General features: G+C 55.3%; 17 protein-coding genes. 11 read left to right on the top strand and 6 right to left on the bottom strand.

Annotated features, from left to right (window positions below; all coding sequences use genetic code 11):
* Positions 1-95: 95 nt before the first annotated feature.
* Positions 96-1,358: an IS5 family transposase gene (locus ABSB80_RS07260; protein WP_428369624.1), complete on the bottom strand. Its 1,263-nt coding sequence runs from the start codon at positions 1,356-1,358 to the stop codon at positions 96-98.
* An 87-nt stretch (positions 1,359-1,445) separates the two neighbouring features.
* Between ABSB80_RS07260 and ABSB80_RS07265 the strand changes: the two genes are divergently transcribed.
* Entirely contained in the window at positions 1,446-1,595 is a 150-nt protein-coding gene (locus ABSB80_RS07265; RefSeq protein ID WP_428369626.1) for a DUF7557 family protein, read from the top strand.
* Between the two features lie 25 nt (positions 1,596-1,620).
* Here ABSB80_RS07265 and ABSB80_RS07270 read toward each other — a convergent pair whose 3' ends face one another.
* Positions 1,621-2,355 (bottom strand): hypothetical protein, encoded by a 735-nt coding sequence (locus tag ABSB80_RS07270; RefSeq protein ID WP_428369628.1) that lies wholly within the window; start codon positions 2,353-2,355, stop codon positions 1,621-1,623.
* 535 nt (positions 2,356-2,890) lie between these two features.
* Here ABSB80_RS07270 and ABSB80_RS07275 point away from each other — a divergent pair.
* Positions 2,891-3,940, top strand: a complete 1,050-nt coding sequence (locus tag ABSB80_RS07275) for a cobalamin B12-binding domain-containing protein (RefSeq protein ID WP_428369630.1) — start codon at positions 2,891-2,893, stop codon at positions 3,938-3,940.
* A 70-nt stretch (positions 3,941-4,010) separates the two neighbouring features.
* On the opposite strand, the gene ftsA is transcribed toward ABSB80_RS07275, so the two are convergent.
* The 3 genes from ftsA to ABSB80_RS07290 form a co-directional block, all read right to left on the bottom strand.
* Positions 4,011-5,372 carry a coenzyme F390 synthetase gene (gene ftsA / locus ABSB80_RS07280; protein ID WP_428369632.1) on the bottom strand — a complete coding sequence of 454 codons (1,362 nt, stop codon included), beginning with the start codon at positions 5,370-5,372 and terminating at the stop codon, positions 4,011-4,013.
* Between the two features lie 190 nt (positions 5,373-5,562).
* Positions 5,563-5,901 carry an SWIM zinc finger family protein gene (locus ABSB80_RS07285; protein WP_428369634.1) on the bottom strand — a complete coding sequence of 113 codons (339 nt, stop codon included), beginning with the start codon at positions 5,899-5,901 and terminating at the stop codon, positions 5,563-5,565.
* A complete protein-coding gene (locus ABSB80_RS07290; protein WP_428369636.1) occupies positions 5,898-6,605 on the bottom strand; it encodes a Nif3-like dinuclear metal center hexameric protein in 708 nt (235 codons plus the stop codon). Before ABSB80_RS07290 ends, ABSB80_RS07285 begins: the two co-directional genes overlap by 4 nt.
* Before the next feature lie 90 nt (positions 6,606-6,695).
* Here ABSB80_RS07290 and ABSB80_RS07295 point away from each other — a divergent pair, with 90 nt between their 5' ends.
* From ABSB80_RS07295 to ABSB80_RS07305, 3 genes are read left to right on the top strand one after another with little or no spacing between them, the layout of a single operon-like run.
* Positions 6,696-8,204: a homocysteine biosynthesis protein gene (locus tag ABSB80_RS07295; protein ID WP_428369638.1), complete on the top strand. Its 1,509-nt coding sequence runs from the start codon at positions 6,696-6,698 to the stop codon at positions 8,202-8,204.
* Complete coding sequence (locus ABSB80_RS07300) at positions 8,201-8,587, top strand: DUF362 domain-containing protein (RefSeq protein WP_428369640.1); 387 nt, start codon at positions 8,201-8,203, stop codon at positions 8,585-8,587. Before ABSB80_RS07295 ends, ABSB80_RS07300 begins: the two co-directional genes overlap by 4 nt.
* Positions 8,584-9,297, top strand: coding sequence for a UPF0280 family protein (locus ABSB80_RS07305; RefSeq protein ID WP_428369642.1), 714 nt, complete (start codon positions 8,584-8,586; stop codon positions 9,295-9,297). The genes ABSB80_RS07300 and ABSB80_RS07305 overlap by 4 nt, the downstream gene beginning before the upstream one ends.
* Positions 9,298-9,428: 131 nt before the next feature.
* Here ABSB80_RS07305 and ABSB80_RS07310 read toward each other — a convergent pair whose 3' ends face one another.
* Positions 9,429-9,839: a hypothetical protein gene (locus ABSB80_RS07310; RefSeq protein WP_428369644.1), complete on the bottom strand. Its 411-nt coding sequence runs from the start codon at positions 9,837-9,839 to the stop codon at positions 9,429-9,431.
* Positions 9,840-9,941: 102 nt separating this feature from the next.
* Between ABSB80_RS07310 and ABSB80_RS07315 the strand changes: the two genes are divergently transcribed.
* From ABSB80_RS07315 to ABSB80_RS07340, 6 genes are all read left to right on the top strand, one after another.
* Positions 9,942-10,214: a MarR family transcriptional regulator gene (locus tag ABSB80_RS07315; protein WP_428369646.1), complete on the top strand. Its 273-nt coding sequence runs from the start codon at positions 9,942-9,944 to the stop codon at positions 10,212-10,214.
* 1 nt (position 10,215) lies between these two features.
* On the top strand, positions 10,216-10,746 hold the full coding sequence (locus tag ABSB80_RS07320) for a tRNA (cytidine(56)-2'-O)-methyltransferase (RefSeq protein ID WP_428369648.1): 531 nt from the start codon (positions 10,216-10,218) through the stop codon (positions 10,744-10,746).
* The gene (locus ABSB80_RS07325) at positions 10,743-11,819 is read left to right on the top strand and encodes an ATP-grasp domain-containing protein (RefSeq protein WP_428369650.1); all 1,077 of its coding nucleotides are present in this window, start codon (positions 10,743-10,745) and stop codon (positions 11,817-11,819) included. The genes ABSB80_RS07320 and ABSB80_RS07325 overlap by 4 nt, the downstream gene beginning before the upstream one ends.
* Entirely contained in the window at positions 11,819-12,340 is a 522-nt protein-coding gene (locus tag ABSB80_RS07330; protein WP_428369652.1) for a transcription factor, read from the top strand. Before ABSB80_RS07325 ends, ABSB80_RS07330 begins: the two co-directional genes overlap by 1 nt.
* Positions 12,333-12,833, top strand: a complete 501-nt coding sequence (locus ABSB80_RS07335; RefSeq protein WP_428369654.1) for an HD domain-containing protein — start codon at positions 12,333-12,335, stop codon at positions 12,831-12,833. Before ABSB80_RS07330 ends, ABSB80_RS07335 begins: the two co-directional genes overlap by 8 nt.
* Before the next feature lie 545 nt (positions 12,834-13,378).
* The gene (locus tag ABSB80_RS07340; protein WP_428369656.1) at positions 13,379-14,581 is read left to right on the top strand and encodes a methionine adenosyltransferase; all 1,203 of its coding nucleotides are present in this window, start codon (positions 13,379-13,381) and stop codon (positions 14,579-14,581) included.
* Positions 14,582-14,588: the final 7 nt, after the last annotated feature.

A 14,588-nucleotide genomic window follows, 5' to 3' on the forward strand; every position in this document is an offset into this window, starting at 1 on the left:
GTGATTGTTGCAGTAAAGTTCTTTTCAAACGAAATAATTTCGGGGATTGCTAAATTCTTTCTATTTCCCTAATAAGAAAAGACAATTTAAAGAAATTATTTTGTTGCCGTTCCGTTCATCGGGGTTTTACTCAGGAAGTCCGGTGTGATCCCGTTCTCATACATCTCGTGAATTACTACCGTCAGATTGTAGGCGATAATCTTTGCCAGAAGTTCATTCACCTGAGCGACTTGGTTCTTTGATTTCAGGGTCTCACCGAACTTCCTCTTTATCGCTGCGTTGGTTGACTCAGTGTTACTGCGCTTATGATAGTGCTCCATGAATTCATCCTTATTGAGCTGGAAGTAGTGGTACATTTTATTCCAGATCGGTGAGCCGAGAGTCCTACTGGTTGCATTATTCTTGAAGGGGATATATGCAGTCCCGCCGAGAGCATTTACAGCCTCGTAGTTATCCCGTGATGAATACGCTTTATCGGCGGAAATCTCGCGGATATTGAAGTTCTTTGAGATGTCTTTGATGATAGGTTTGAATTGCGTGGAATCGTGGACGTTCTCAGCGGTGATCTCGATACTGGTAACAATGTTGGTCTTAACGCCGGTTGCCATGTGTGCCTTAATCCATCGGTGCGCTTTCTTCTGACCGTGTTTCATTCCGCAGTATTCGCTAAATGATGTGGTTCGGAAGCCCGTAGAATCCACCGCGAAATCTGTTTCCAGCTCAGCAACGGGTAATGCTGATAGTGTGACCAATTCCTGAAGGAGGGGCGTTATTTCGGGCTTGTTGAAGAGTGCTGATGGTGCATTAAAGTAGGGCGCGTGGTCGATCTGTTTTCTCTCTACCGCGTTCTGGAACAGGCTGTGAGCGCGGCGGCTGGATAACTGAGAGTAAACTTTCTGGATAGCGCAGAAGAGGTTTTCACTCATTGGGATGCGCGGGCGCCCCATCTTCTGTTCTGGCTCAGGGATTGCCTTAACCAAGTCTTTCAGGAGAGCGTCAAACAACTTGATCTCTTCGGTCTGTGCGGCGTTGTATGCGCTCCATGCCTGAGAATAGGTCAGGTGTACCTTTTCGGTGACTGTCCCCTCGGGGGTGTCCTTCTGAACTTCTAAGAAATAGCGAAGCCCAAGGATATGTTTACAGGGCTGGTGCCGGTTCTGGAAGTCCGGGCAACTGCATTCGGCTCCGTTCTTGCCGATTTTGATTTCATAGGAACCGTTGCCAGACTGTGACTTTACCTTGTACTGGTTGTCTTTGACTTTCTGGATCTGACCGCTCTTTTCTGCGATTGCTTTTCCGCGTTCTTCCCTTGTGGTTTTCAATGGTTCATGTGATCGTGTCATCATCTTCCTCTCCACTCACTATAGTAATTATAGGCACTATAAGTATATAAACACTATGGTGGCTATAGCAGAACTTAAATAAGAATAGCGGCTATGATATTTATGGCAACCACAACTAAGAATAACACGACAATTCAGGTAATGATTGAAACAAGAGATGAGTTACAGACCCTTGGAACGAAGGGTGAAACTTACGACGTGATTATCAAGAGGTTGATCAAGGTTCACCGAGAGTGCAAGTGCAAGAAATAAGTATTCGTTGATTTCTGGATAATTTTCAGGATTCTGGATTTATATCAATTACTTTAGCATAATCCAAATACAACTCTCCTAATAGACCTAATAGAACCAATGAAAGCAAGTATGAGATAATAAATACAGCGAGATTTTCTGGGGAACTAAACATCCCAATTAGATTCGAAGTCAATCTCTCTTTTGTATCTTTAAAAACAATCCCAATCAATATGATAAAAATTCCAGCTTCGATCAATGCAAAATAAAATGAAATGACTTGCTCTTTAATATAAGCCGCATGTTTTTTTATATCTTCGAGAGGGATTTCTTTGTAACGCCAGTTGTGAATAAATTCTGTGGGATTCGCGAGAAATCTTAGAGAAATTAAAAATGAAGTCATTACTGGAAACATTAACCCATAATCTACGATTGTAGGGTTTGCTGGTAATTGGACAAGAGTGAAAATTGTTAAATATACTGGAAATGTGAGCACCAGATAGCACCCTATTATTTTTAAGGTATAATTAAATCTATTTTTCTTAGCCTCTTTTTTGTTATAGTTTCCAAGATATGCCGTCAAATCCAAAAGCAAGAAAAATACAAAATAAAAAAGATATATTAGCATTACTGCTAGGATTGCATACTCCGGGTAAAGAATTCCAGATACTGATAGGACGGGCAATATTTTTTTCTGGGTAAAATCTATTATTTGCGGAGCAAGTGGGATTAAAAAGAAGTTTACTTCGAAAAATAAGGATGCTAAAACGAATATGATCATTTCATTATTATCTTAAAATCTCTATGAATTAAATATATTGTAACCATTGCAACTAAATAGTAATACCCGATAAACGATTTCAACTCATTACTGTAAGTAATCATGCCTATTGTTAATATAGACAATAAGATGAATTTCGCATGAAGCGAGATTGAGATCCAATTAATAGATTTCACGATTCCTCCAACTTTTCGTGCAAGATCCCGACTTTACGTGCAGAAGCGACATTACGTGCAAAGCCGCTCGCGGTATTTTTCAGCTGGTCCTGGTACCAGGTGTCCTTGGGGCAGAGGCGGTCATCCTCAATCCGGACTGCCCGCGATTGGGTGATGGCCGGAGCTTCGCGTTCCAGAGTGGGGAAGAACGATAGCGGGTGTCAGCAAACCCTTTCCGGTGAGCCCCCTCGTTCCATGTCGCTCCCATCAACCTTGATCGATCCAGAGGGAAAAATAATAACCCTCCAGCCAGATTCTCTCTCAGAACCGGAAGAGGGGGTACACGAATGAATCAGGCCGTTTTACCCATATACCATCCCGTGAACCTGGATCGGGATTACCTGGCAGGAAAGGCCCTGGACCAGTTCGGGAAGAGACACCCGGGCACCTGGCGTAACTCAAGCGCTTTCCAGAAGATGAGGGTACTGGAAGAGCTCAGGGATCATATCAACAGTCTCGAGGAATCGCTTGCGATTGATAATCCGGCTGTTTTCATCGATCATACCTGCTGGGCAAAGGTACATCTCACCGCCCTGCACTTCCCGAAGAACCATGTATCCCTTGTTCTCGATGCGCTGGGCGAAGTCCTCCAAAAGGAACTGCCCCCGGATTTCCGCACCCGCGCCGCGACCATGATTACCGAAAGTCTGGCCGTCCTTAAAAATGTCTCCCCGGACATTCCCTCCTGCATAACCCCGGACAACCCTCTCGCTGACGTTGCCCGGTCCTTCCTCACCGCCGTCACCGCGGCGGATCGGGAGCGGGCTGGGAGGGTACTCGATGATGCGGTCAGGTCCGGCACACCCGTGAGGGATGTCTATCTCCACATCCTCCAGCCGGTGCTGCGGGAAACGGGAAGGCTCTGGCAGCTGCAGCAGGTGAGTATCGCTCAGGAACATTTCGTAACCGCTTCTGTCGAAACGCTCATGGCCCGGCTGCACGACCGGCTCCTCTCTTCGGGCAGCGGAGGCATGGGCCGAAGGGGAACAACCCTCATCGCTGCCACTGTCGGGACGGACCTTCATGATGTCGGGATCCGCATGGTGGCCGACTTTTTCGAGATGGACGGGTGGAACACCTATTATACCGGGGCAAACACACCGGTGCAGAGTATCCTTGAGGCAGTGCGGGACCGTAAGGCCGACATGATCGCGCTGTCCACGACCATGCAGCGCAATCTTCCTGATATCCAGTACCTTATCCGCTCGCTGCGTGCGGACCGGGGGACTGCACGGGCAAAGATCGTCGTGGGCGGATATCCGTTCAGGATTGTTCCTGACCTCTGGAAACAGATCGGCGCCGACGCGTGCGCAGGAAATGCAGAAGAAGCGGTCGCCGTCGCCAACCGTCTCGTGCCTGAACGCCGGTGAGCGGCCTCATGCGGGAGAAAACGGGTTTCCCTGCGGCAGGCAAGCCCCCCGGGGATCCGTGATATGCACATTATATGGACCGGCGGTCGACGAGGCGTTTTGGCCGACCCCTGAGTTTGTGAAGCTCAAGCTCCCCCGGCTGGACAAAGTTGAACAGCACGGAGAAGGTCCTATCCCCGTAATGCTGCACCAGATTCTTCTTGTTTTTTAAGAGATGCCCGATAAAACGGTCTTCGATGAGCCTCCGGTCAGCGATCTCCGGATCCGTGCACTCCACGCTCACCCGCATCACGACCTCCCCCGGCGATCCACCATCGTAGATGAATGCCTCGTATTCGCCATTGAGGAACTGCATGTTCTCCGGCTGGAAGACACCGGCCTCAACGTCCACGCGGTTCACGGAATCCCCGAGGATCCAGACCGTTTCGGCCTCCCTCTGCGGGTTGAAGATCCGCAGGTGCGTCCTGCCGCAGGCACACTGCTCCCTGGAAAGGACTGCCGTCGTATCCTCGGTGTCGTAGTTGAGCAGGAGGGTGCCCGCCTTTGAGCCCTCCGGGAGGAGTGTAGTGAGGACCACCCGCCCGCAGTTGCCATCGGAGACGAACGCTTTCATCTGCGGATCGTAAATGTCGAGGTGGACGAGGTCTTCCGGGACATGGAGCCCGGCGAGTTCCGTGCACTCCCCGCACATCGTCCCCTCGGTGCTCCCATAGGTGTTGTACACCGGACATCCCCACATCTCTGCGAGGTACGTACGAGACTCATCGGCAAAACTCTCGCCCCCGGCGACCAACTTCGTGATCGAGGTGTCTTCAAGCCGGATCCCTTCCAGCTCCAGCCGGTGCGCCAACCGGAGGAGCTTGAACACGCTCCCCACGATCGCCGTCGGGCGGTATCCTGTGATGGCCCTCGAAGCGAAGTCACACCTGCCGAATGGGATGACGGTCATCCCGAGCCTCTGGGCTGCAAGCGTCATCGTGTTCGCCCCCACGTTCATGCCGTAGGAAGCGCACACGATCACCCGGTCATCGGGGCCGAACCCCTGCGAGACAAAACTCCGGGCATACTTCTCCGCATACCGTTTCCAGTCGTCCCATGTGAGGAAGAAACTCTTGGGTGTCCCACTCGTACCGCTCGTCTCCTGGATGGTGAAGATGTCTCCCCAGGCCGTCGAACAGAACTGGAAATCCGGAGTGTTCGGCGGCTGGTGCTCGCGTATAGTGCGGCCGGAAACGACGGGGAGCTGCAGCAGGTCCTCGTGAACCCGGATATCGCCCGGGTTGATCCCGTTCTTTTCGAACCAGTGCCGGTAGAACATGGAATGTTCATGGGCATACCGGACGGTATACCTCACTCGCTCGTCGATCAGGGAATCGAGACCGTCCCGGTTCATCGTCTCGATCCCGGGGTTATGGTACTTCGACATTGCCAATACAGAGGATGGGAGAAAAGAGGTTTATAGATTGCTGAGGGGAAAGGGACCGGAAAAGGCCGGTTTTAGTCGAGCAGGTATCAGATCTCTCCATCGGACGAAGTATAATAAAAATATGATCTCTGCCACATTTTTGTGGTTTTTACGAGCCTGACAAATCATGTCTCATGGGTTTAGTTGCCGCCGAACGCTAATCTAGGTTTTGCTCGGGAGCGGTCTTCAGCTGATCCTGGTACCAGCTGTCGACACGCTCGAACGTTCCGGTGACCCGGGCGATCCTGACGGCGAGCAGGTGCCAACAGGTCCTGCCCCGGTACATGAAGTCCCCGCACGTGCAGAAGTCCTCGTCTACGATATAGCGGGCGGTCTTTCCTTCGACAACGAAAAAATCGAGATACTTTTTGATCTTATTTGCATCGATCGCGGCCAGTGCCTTCTTCCCGCGGCTGCCAAACACCGCCTCGATCTCCTCACACAGGGCTGTATCAAGCACCCTCTTTTCGGAAAGGTGCTGCCATATATCGCTCATGGGACGGACGTGAGAACCGGGGGATCGTCGATATATTCCCAGCCCTGCCGGACCGCGAGCTGCTGCATGGCCGGGGCTTCGAGCGCGTAGTGGGTGGCTTCGATGCAGGGAAGCGGGGCCGAGCGGGCCACCGAGTGCTTCATCTCCGCCGAGAGGAACGCATCGGCACCGAGGTCCCGGGCCTCTTCCAGCAGCGCCATGTCAAACCCGCTGCCTGCAACAATCGCAAGCCGTTTGATTTGCGGAATTTTACCCCAGACACGAAGGTTTCCCCCGAGCCTGCGGGAGATTTCCGGCAGGGGGATGGTGCAGCTGCCGACTTTTCCAAGCGACATGGGTATACTATCACCCAGAGAGAGGAGCCCGGCAAGTGCATCGTTCACTCCGCCGTCCGCCCGGTCGAAGTTGGTGTGCATCACATAGAGGTTCATGCCGGACGAGAGAATGTCGCGCATCAGGAGCGCCGTCCGCCCGGTCATTGCCGTGAGCGGTGTCCAGAGGGGGGTATGGTGGACGACGAGCATGTCAGCTCCTCCGGCGGCCGCCTCTTTCACCACGAACGGTGTCGCGTCCAGTGCGCAGAAGACGTTTGCGATCTCCGTCCTCCCTTCAACAACCAGACCGATCTTCCCGGCATCGAACTCCTCCGCAAGTTCCGGTGGGGCAAGCCGTTCCATCCCCTCGATGAAGGTACGAACATGCATAGAGGAAGATGGGCGTCAGGGATTAAATAGCATTTATTACTTGAGGTAATAGCAATTACTTTTAATATTCATAAAAACATATCCCAAGGCATGCAGAAGTCCATCAGCCAGATCAATGAACGCATCCGGGAGGGAAGCGCACGCGTGGTCACCGCGGAGGAGATGCCCGCGATCGTTGCCGAACTCGGGGAAGAGGGCGCCCTGAAAGAAGTCGACGTTGTCACGACCGGTACCTTCGGGGCCATGTGCTCCTCCGGTGCGTTCATCAACTTCGGGCATGCCGAACCCCCGATACGGATGGAGCGGATCTGGCTCAACAATGTCGAGGCCTACGGAGGGCTGGCGGCGGTGGATACCTACATCGGCGCAACCCAGCAGTCCGACACTCTGGAGGAAGAATACGGAGGGGCCCACGTGTTAGAGGATCTTGTTGCCGGGAAATCGGTGGAACTGCGCGCGAGTTCACGGGGGACGGACTGCTACCCGAGGCGGACGATCACAACGGAGCTCGTCCTCGAGAACCTCAACCAGGCGATCATGTGCAACCCGCGCAATGCCTACCAGCGCTACAATGCGGCAACGAACACGACGGATCGGACGCTCAGTACCTACATGGGAACCCTTCTTCCCGGGTGCACCAATATCACCTACTCGGGTGCCGGCCTCTTAAACCCGCTCTCGAACGACCCGAAGCTCAGGCTGATCGGCAGCGGCGTCCCGATCTTTCTGTGCGGGGCCCCGGGAATGGTCGTGGGAGAGGGCACCCAGCACTCCCCGGCCGGGGGGTTTGGCACCCTGATGGTCACCGGCGACCTCAAGCAGATGTCCCAGGACTTCCTGAGAGCCGCGACCATGACCGGCTACGGGGTGACTCTGTATGTCGGCCTCGGTGTACCGCTCCCGGTGCTCGACATCGATGTCGTGCGCGCCACCGCGATCCGCGATGAGGATATCAGCGTCGATATCCTCGATTACGGGGTCCCGAGCCGGAGCCGCCCGGTCATGAGGAAGGTCACCTATGCGGAGCTCCGCAGCGGGACCGTGGAGCTCAATGGCGAGGAGGTACGGACCTCCGCGCTCTCGAGTTTCCGCAGGGCCCGTCAGGTTGCGCTCGAGCTGAAGAAATGGGTGGAGAACGGCACCATGCAGCTCTCGCTGCCAACAAGGATGATCGATCCGGCAAAGGTAGCACGGCCGATGCACCAGTCCGCCAAGGGACCGCGGGTTCTGGACATCATGGACAAGAGCGTGATCACCATCGGGGAGACCGAGGAGATCAGGACCGCGGCAAAGAAACTCCTCAGGGGGGAGACCAACCACCTGCCCGTGGTGAACGTCGACCAGGTCCTGGTCGGCATCGTTACGACGTTCGATGTCTCCAAGGCCGTGGCAAACCCCGGCAAGGCGCATCTTGTAAAGGATATTATGAAGACCAAGGTGATCACGACGACCCCGGATGAGTCCGTGGATATTGCCATCAGGAAACTGGAACAGAACAATATCAGCGCTTTACCGGTGGTCGACCCGCAGCACCGGGTGGTGGCTCTCCTGACAGCGATGGACCTCGGGAAACTCCTCGGGGGGAGGTGGCTGAAATGAAACTCCTGGTCAACTTCTCGCGCGGAAAAGGGAGGAAACCTATCATCGCGCAGGTAGTCCGCGATACCGGTGTCCTGATCAATGTCGAGCGTGCGGTGATCGATTCTTCCGAGGGAGAGGCTCTGATTGACGTGCCGGACGACCAGTGCAGGCTGGTCCGGGACTCCATGACCAGTCTTGGCGCCCAGGTCCGCATCCTCGAGCACGGTATAAACAAGAATGAGAGCGAGTGCGTGGACTGCGGTGCCTGTATCAGTGTCTGCCCCCGGGAAGTCTTCTCGTTTGACCCGGACTGGAAGATGGTCCTTGCCGAGGAGAGGTGTATCCTCTGCGGCAAGTGCGTCGATGCGTGCCCGCACCGGGCGCTCTCCCTGCCGCTATGATCCGGGAGCCGTTCCGCTTCCGGGAGACCATAGCCACGATCCTCGCCGATGACCCGGCCCACATCGCCGCGGCAAAGGAGGGCATCCTCGCGGCGCGGCAGGCGCTCGAACGGCATATCGCCCGCGACCCTTTTTTTGCAGCCACCTTCGATCCCTACACGCCGGATTCGGACGAGCGGATCATCGTCCGCATGGCTGGTGCGACCCGCAGGGCGGGAGTGGGGCCGATGGCTGCCGTTGCCGGGGCGATCGCATGGGCGGGGGTCGAGGCTATGCAGGCCGCAGGGGCACCGTTCGGGGTTATCGACAACGGCGGCGACATTGCCCTCGTGAGCGACCGCCCGGTGAGGGTCGGGGTCCACGCAGGCGAGGCTGCACTCTCCAACCGGGTCGCGTTCGTTGTCCCGCCACAGGACCGGATCCTCGGCATCTGCACCTCGTCGGCAACGGTGGGCCCTTCCATCTCGTTCGGTATTGCCGACGCCGTGACCATCTTTTCGCACGATGTTGCCCTTGCCGACGCATGGGCTACCGCGGTCTGCAACCGGATCCGGCCCGATGACCGCACGGTCCTCGACCTGCTCGATCCTGGGGAGGTCGGGGGAGTCCTTGCCATCATGGGCGGGATAACAGTCCGCTGGGGCGAACTCCCGCCTCTCGTCCACGCGGTGGTGGACGGGCAGCTGATCAGTGCCGGGGACCGGCAATAATAGCCTGAGGCTGACCTGACCTCTACAAAAAAGGTGTTCTGCGGAGACTTTACTGGTTACTGATACGTTCATTATCTGAAAGGATCCGGACTAGTATTTCAGAATGCCGGCGGTGAACCAAAATCCTGATCTCACTGCGGATTTTCCACGTACTTCATCGCGTCAGCATAGGCATGCCGGCCCGTATATTCAGCTACAACCTTTTCCCCGTCGCTGATCGTAATGAGGGGCTCATTGTCCCTGATGAAAAAGGAGATTTCAAGGAGATCGATCTCGGCGATCTTCAGGCCGTGGATAAGCGCGGACGCGGGCTCCAGTTCGAGGCGCTCCCTGAGAAGATCATCCGGGGCGGTCCGGAAGGAGTAATAGAACACCTGGTACGCATTGAGCAGGTCGGAGACCAGCAGTTCGCTCTGCAGGTCCGCATCAAGAGAGCCTATCCTTATCGAGAGGCAGACCACATCGTCCTCGCAGTCATCGAGGAGTTTGTCGGCTGTGGCAACCAGCGTGGGATACGGGACTGCCGAACGGTCAGTACTCATTGCCACGTATTGGTTGCGGAGGATAAAAAAATCACTGAAGACCTCACCCCTGTGCGGCCCGGGACAACAACCCTTATTCACCTCCGCATGGAATGAATACAGGTGAAAGAAGAGGATGCGGACTGGCTGGTCTACCACCTGATCCCCCCGGCATCACCGGCCAGCGTGGAGATGCTTGTCGATACGAGCGGGCTTGACCGGTCGTCAGTCGAAGCCTCCCTGGCACGCCTCGAACGCTTCTGCCTCGTCGAGCGGGACGGGGAACAGGCACGGGTGCTGACGTTCGGCGAGTCCCTCATCCGGAACCAGGCAAAATATGATGAAAGCCTTCCGTTCACCATCGAAAATGGGGTTGTACGACAGAGGAAAACCTGATATGCCGGCACGCGAGGTTGTCATTCTCCGGATCGGCCACCGTCCCGAACGCGACCAGCGCGTCACCACCCACGTCGGCCTGACCGGGCGGGCGCTGGGCGCGGCGGGGATGTACCTTGCGGCATCCGACAAGGGGGTTGTCCGGAGCATTGCTGACGTGGTGGGGCGCTGGGGCGGGGACTTCTTCTGCGAGGACAACGTGAAGTGGCGCTCCTGCATCAAGGAGTGGAAGGCCTCCGGGGGATCGGTCGTCCACCTGACGATGTACGGCCTGAACCTGCCGGACGTTGTCGGCGAGATACGCCCGCGTAAAAAGATACTCGTCATCGTCGGAGCGGAGAAGGTCCCCGGCGAGATTTACGGCCTTTCAGATTACAATGTGGCTGTCACCGCCCAGCCCCATTCCGAGATCTCGAGCCTGGCGCTCTTCCTCGACCACCTCTTCTCCGGGGAGGAACTGCGGAACGAATTTCCCGGGGCGCAGATCCGCATCGTTCCCTCAAAGGCAGGGAAGCAGACGGAGGGACGGTGAAGGGGAGGGTCCTGGTCGCCGGCTTTGCGACACGCCACGTCGCACAGTCGGCGTATCGTGCAGGGTATGAAGTGTGTGCCGTCGATCACTTCTGCGACCAGGATCTCGGGTGGTGCACCCGGGACCAGGAGAAGTTCGAGACTCTCGAAGACCTTCCCGATGCGATTGAACGGATGGCCCGCCGCCATGCATTTGACCTGTTCGTCACAACGTCCGGGGCAGAAGACCTGCCGGTGACGATCCCGCTCTGCGGGACCCCCCGGGAGAAGATCGCCCGGTTTCTTGACAAGCTGGATACCCAGCATTTTTTTGAGCAGCTGGACGTCCCGGTCCCCCGGCTCCTGGGGGCCGGGGAGTTTCCCGCCATGGTCAAGCCCCGGAGAGGGGCCGGCGGGTGGCGGAATGCGGTTGTTCAGAACGCAGAAGAGCTGCGTGCCTGGGAATCGCTCTACCCTGATGTCCCCTCCATCCGCCAGGAACTGGCCAGGGGCGTGCCCGCGAGCGTCTGCTGTATCACGGACGGTGTCGGCGCGCGGGCCGTTGCCACGAACGAGCAGTTCCTCCAGGGCAGGGGAGAGTCGGCATTCGGTTTCTGCGGTTCGGTAACACCGCTCGACCACCCGCTCCATGCACGCATGGTCGCAGCTGCCGAACGGATCGCAGCAGCGAGCGGCTGCAGCGGGACCATCGGGATCGATTTCGTGGCCGGTGACGGGAAGGCATGGGCAATTGAGGTGAATCCGCGCTTCCAGGCGACAGTCGATACCGTTGAGATGGCGTGCGGGTGCAGCCTGTTCCAGCTCCATGCAGATTCCTGTGCGGGAAGACTTCCGGACTCCGTACCACCCCCGAACCAGGTGGCTGCCCGCAGGATCCTCTTTGCAGAGAGGGATCTGACCGTCAACGCTGACCTTGCACTGCTGAAGGGCCTCGTTGCCGACATCCCGTGGCCCGGAACTCACTTTGAAGAAGGGCAGGCAGTTGTCAGCGTGTACGGCAGCGGTGCCACCCGCACGGAAGCGCTGTCGGTGCTGGATAAGCATATTACTACCGTCCGACAATATATGCGCTGATGGATCCAACCGAAGAAACGCTGAACGATCCGGCAATACGTGCGTATCTCCACCGCCTTGTCGGCGATGAAGGGCTCAATCTTCTCGAGCGCTTCCCAAAAGAGGGGGAACACAGCGACGAAGATCTCGCGGCAAGTACGGGTATCAATTTAAACTCGGTACGGCACACGCTCTATACCCTCTATGAAAAGCGGCTCGCCGAGTACCACCGGATCAAGAACAACGAGACCGGCTGGCTCACCTATCTCTGGCAGCTCCGGACCGACCGGATCTATGATGCGATCCGGGAGGACATGGGGCTCGTCCTTGAGAAACTCTCCCGGAGGGAACGGTTCGAAGAGGAGAACGACTTCTATATCTGCAAAGAGTGTCACCTCATCTTCACCTTCCCCCTTGCCATGAACACCGATTTCCGGTGCCCCGACTGCGACCAGCCGCTGGGACATTTCGACAACGAGATGCTCTTAAAATCCCTCAAGCTCAGGATAGAAGCGATAAAAAAGTCGCTCGGCCATGCCTGACCGGAAGCAGAAAAAGTACGAAGATCTTCTGCACGAGGCAGGGTGCAGCAAAAAAGTCATAGCCCATTGCAGGGCTGTACGGGGGTGCGCATGCGAATATGCCGGGCACAACCCTGAGGTGGATGCCGGTCTTGTGGAAGAAGGTGCGATGCTCCATGATATCGGACGGAGCAGGACCCATTCCATCCTGCACGCCCAGGCAGGTGCGGACCTCCTCCGCGAACAGGCGTTTCCCGAGGCAGTCGCCCGGATTGTCGAGTGCCATACCGGTGCCGGCCTCACCGCCGACGAGTGTACGTTGCTCGGGCTCTCTCCCCGGGACTGCATGCCGGTGACGACCGAGGAGAAGATTGTAACGCACTCGGATAACCTGATTGCCGGCCGGAAGCAGGAGAGTATTGAGAGCTGCCTGGCCTCCGCGTTTACGCTTCCACGGAAAGCCCGAAAGCGGATGTACCGGCTTTCCCTCGAAGTCGAGCTGCTGTGCAGCTGAAAAGAGAACCGGTTCTGAACCGGCATGAATTTTTTTCCATTTTTTCCGCTCTGGAAAAATCCTATTTTATCGTGAGATTCACATATATTCTTCAACGGTTATGAGCGTGACCCCCTCTCTCATGTCGAAGAGCCTTCGGCTCTTCTTATGTCTCAAGTCTGATGACTTTCGACAAGAGGGAGTTTTTCCAAACTCCCTCTGCCACATCTCTGATGAGATGCCGCATTCTCCAACCTGCTCTTCCCTTCGGGAACAGCGGTCTCCCAAAAGAGCGTCTCCAACGAATAGCGATTAACTCTAAAAAGCCGAATTTTCTTTTTTTCGGATTTTTCCGGAAAAAATCCGCGTAAATGAAATGTTTTCAGTCACTCCAGTCTCTTTGATCCAGATCTTATTTTTTACTGACCGTGGCCGATGGCAAATCCATACCTGAACAGAAAAAAAATTACTCACAATAATAAAAATAAGGCAACAATTGTATTTTTAGAAATTGTTATATGAACTCCAGTCCCTTGTACTATTACCGAAGTTCCACGAGGAAATCAATGAAGAGAAATATCAGGATCGAAGCACTGGACCAGATACCCCTTGAAAAGCAGCGTATTGAAGTCGTTGAGAGAAAATGTCTCGGACATCCCGACAGTATCGCCGATGGTGTTGCAGAGGCGATCAGCCGGGCCCTCTGCAGGGAATATCTCGACGAATTCGGGGTAGTCCTGCATCACAATACGGATCAGGGAGAAATTGTCGCTGGTGAATCCGTGCCAAAATTCGGCGGCGGGAAAGTTATCCGCCCCATCTTTATCCTGATTGACGGGCGTGCGACAAAACGTTTCAACGATATTTCGATCCCGACGGATGCTATTGCAGTTGAAGCAACACGGGACTATCTTCGTACTCATTTCAAGACCCTGAACCTCGAACGTGATGTCATCATGGACTGCCGGCTCGGGACCGGTTCGACCGACCTCCGCGATGTATTCAAGCCCAAGAACGGGAGAGTACCCCGGGCGAATGATACGTCATTCGGTGTCGGGCATGCCCCGTTCTCCGATGTCGAAAATATCGTGAAAGGCGTCAGCGATTTTATCGATGAAAAACTGCGCCCGAAATATCCTGCCGTCGGACAGGACATCAAGATCATGGGTCTCCGGGACGGCGAGACCATAACCCTGACGGTTGCCTGTGCCGTTGTTGATAAATACTGTGCCGATATCCACCAGTACACGGAATACATGGAGATCCTCAAAGAGCAGATTGGCAAGATCTCAAAGAAGTTCACCAAGCGAAAGGTTGTCGTCCACGTCAATACCGGCGATGATATCAAGAACAACAGTATCTATCTCACCGTCACCGGCACTTCGGCTGAAATGGGTGACGACGGATCGGTTGGGCGGGGCAACCGCTGCAATGGGCTCATCACGCCGAACCGCCCGATGAGCATGGAGGCGACGAGCGGGAAGAACCCCATCAACCATATCGGCAAGATCTACAACCTGCTCTCCACGCAGATTGCGACAGACTGCGTATCACGGGTGGAGGGGATTGAAGAGATGTACGTCCGTCTCCTGTCCCAGATCGGCCAGCCTATCGACCGCCCGCTCGTAGCCAGTATCCAGGTACTGCCGGCCTGCGGTGTCAAGATGGGGAAGATCCAGGGTGAGATTGACAGTATTGTTGACGAATGGCTCGAGAACGTAACTGACATTACCGAGAAAGTAATCCGTGGCGAGCTCAAGACATTCTGATAGAACA

Origin of the sequence: Methanoregula sp., assembly GCF_050010295.1 — an archaeon.
Taxonomy (GTDB): Archaea; Halobacteriota; Methanomicrobia; order Methanomicrobiales; family Methanospirillaceae; genus Methanoregula.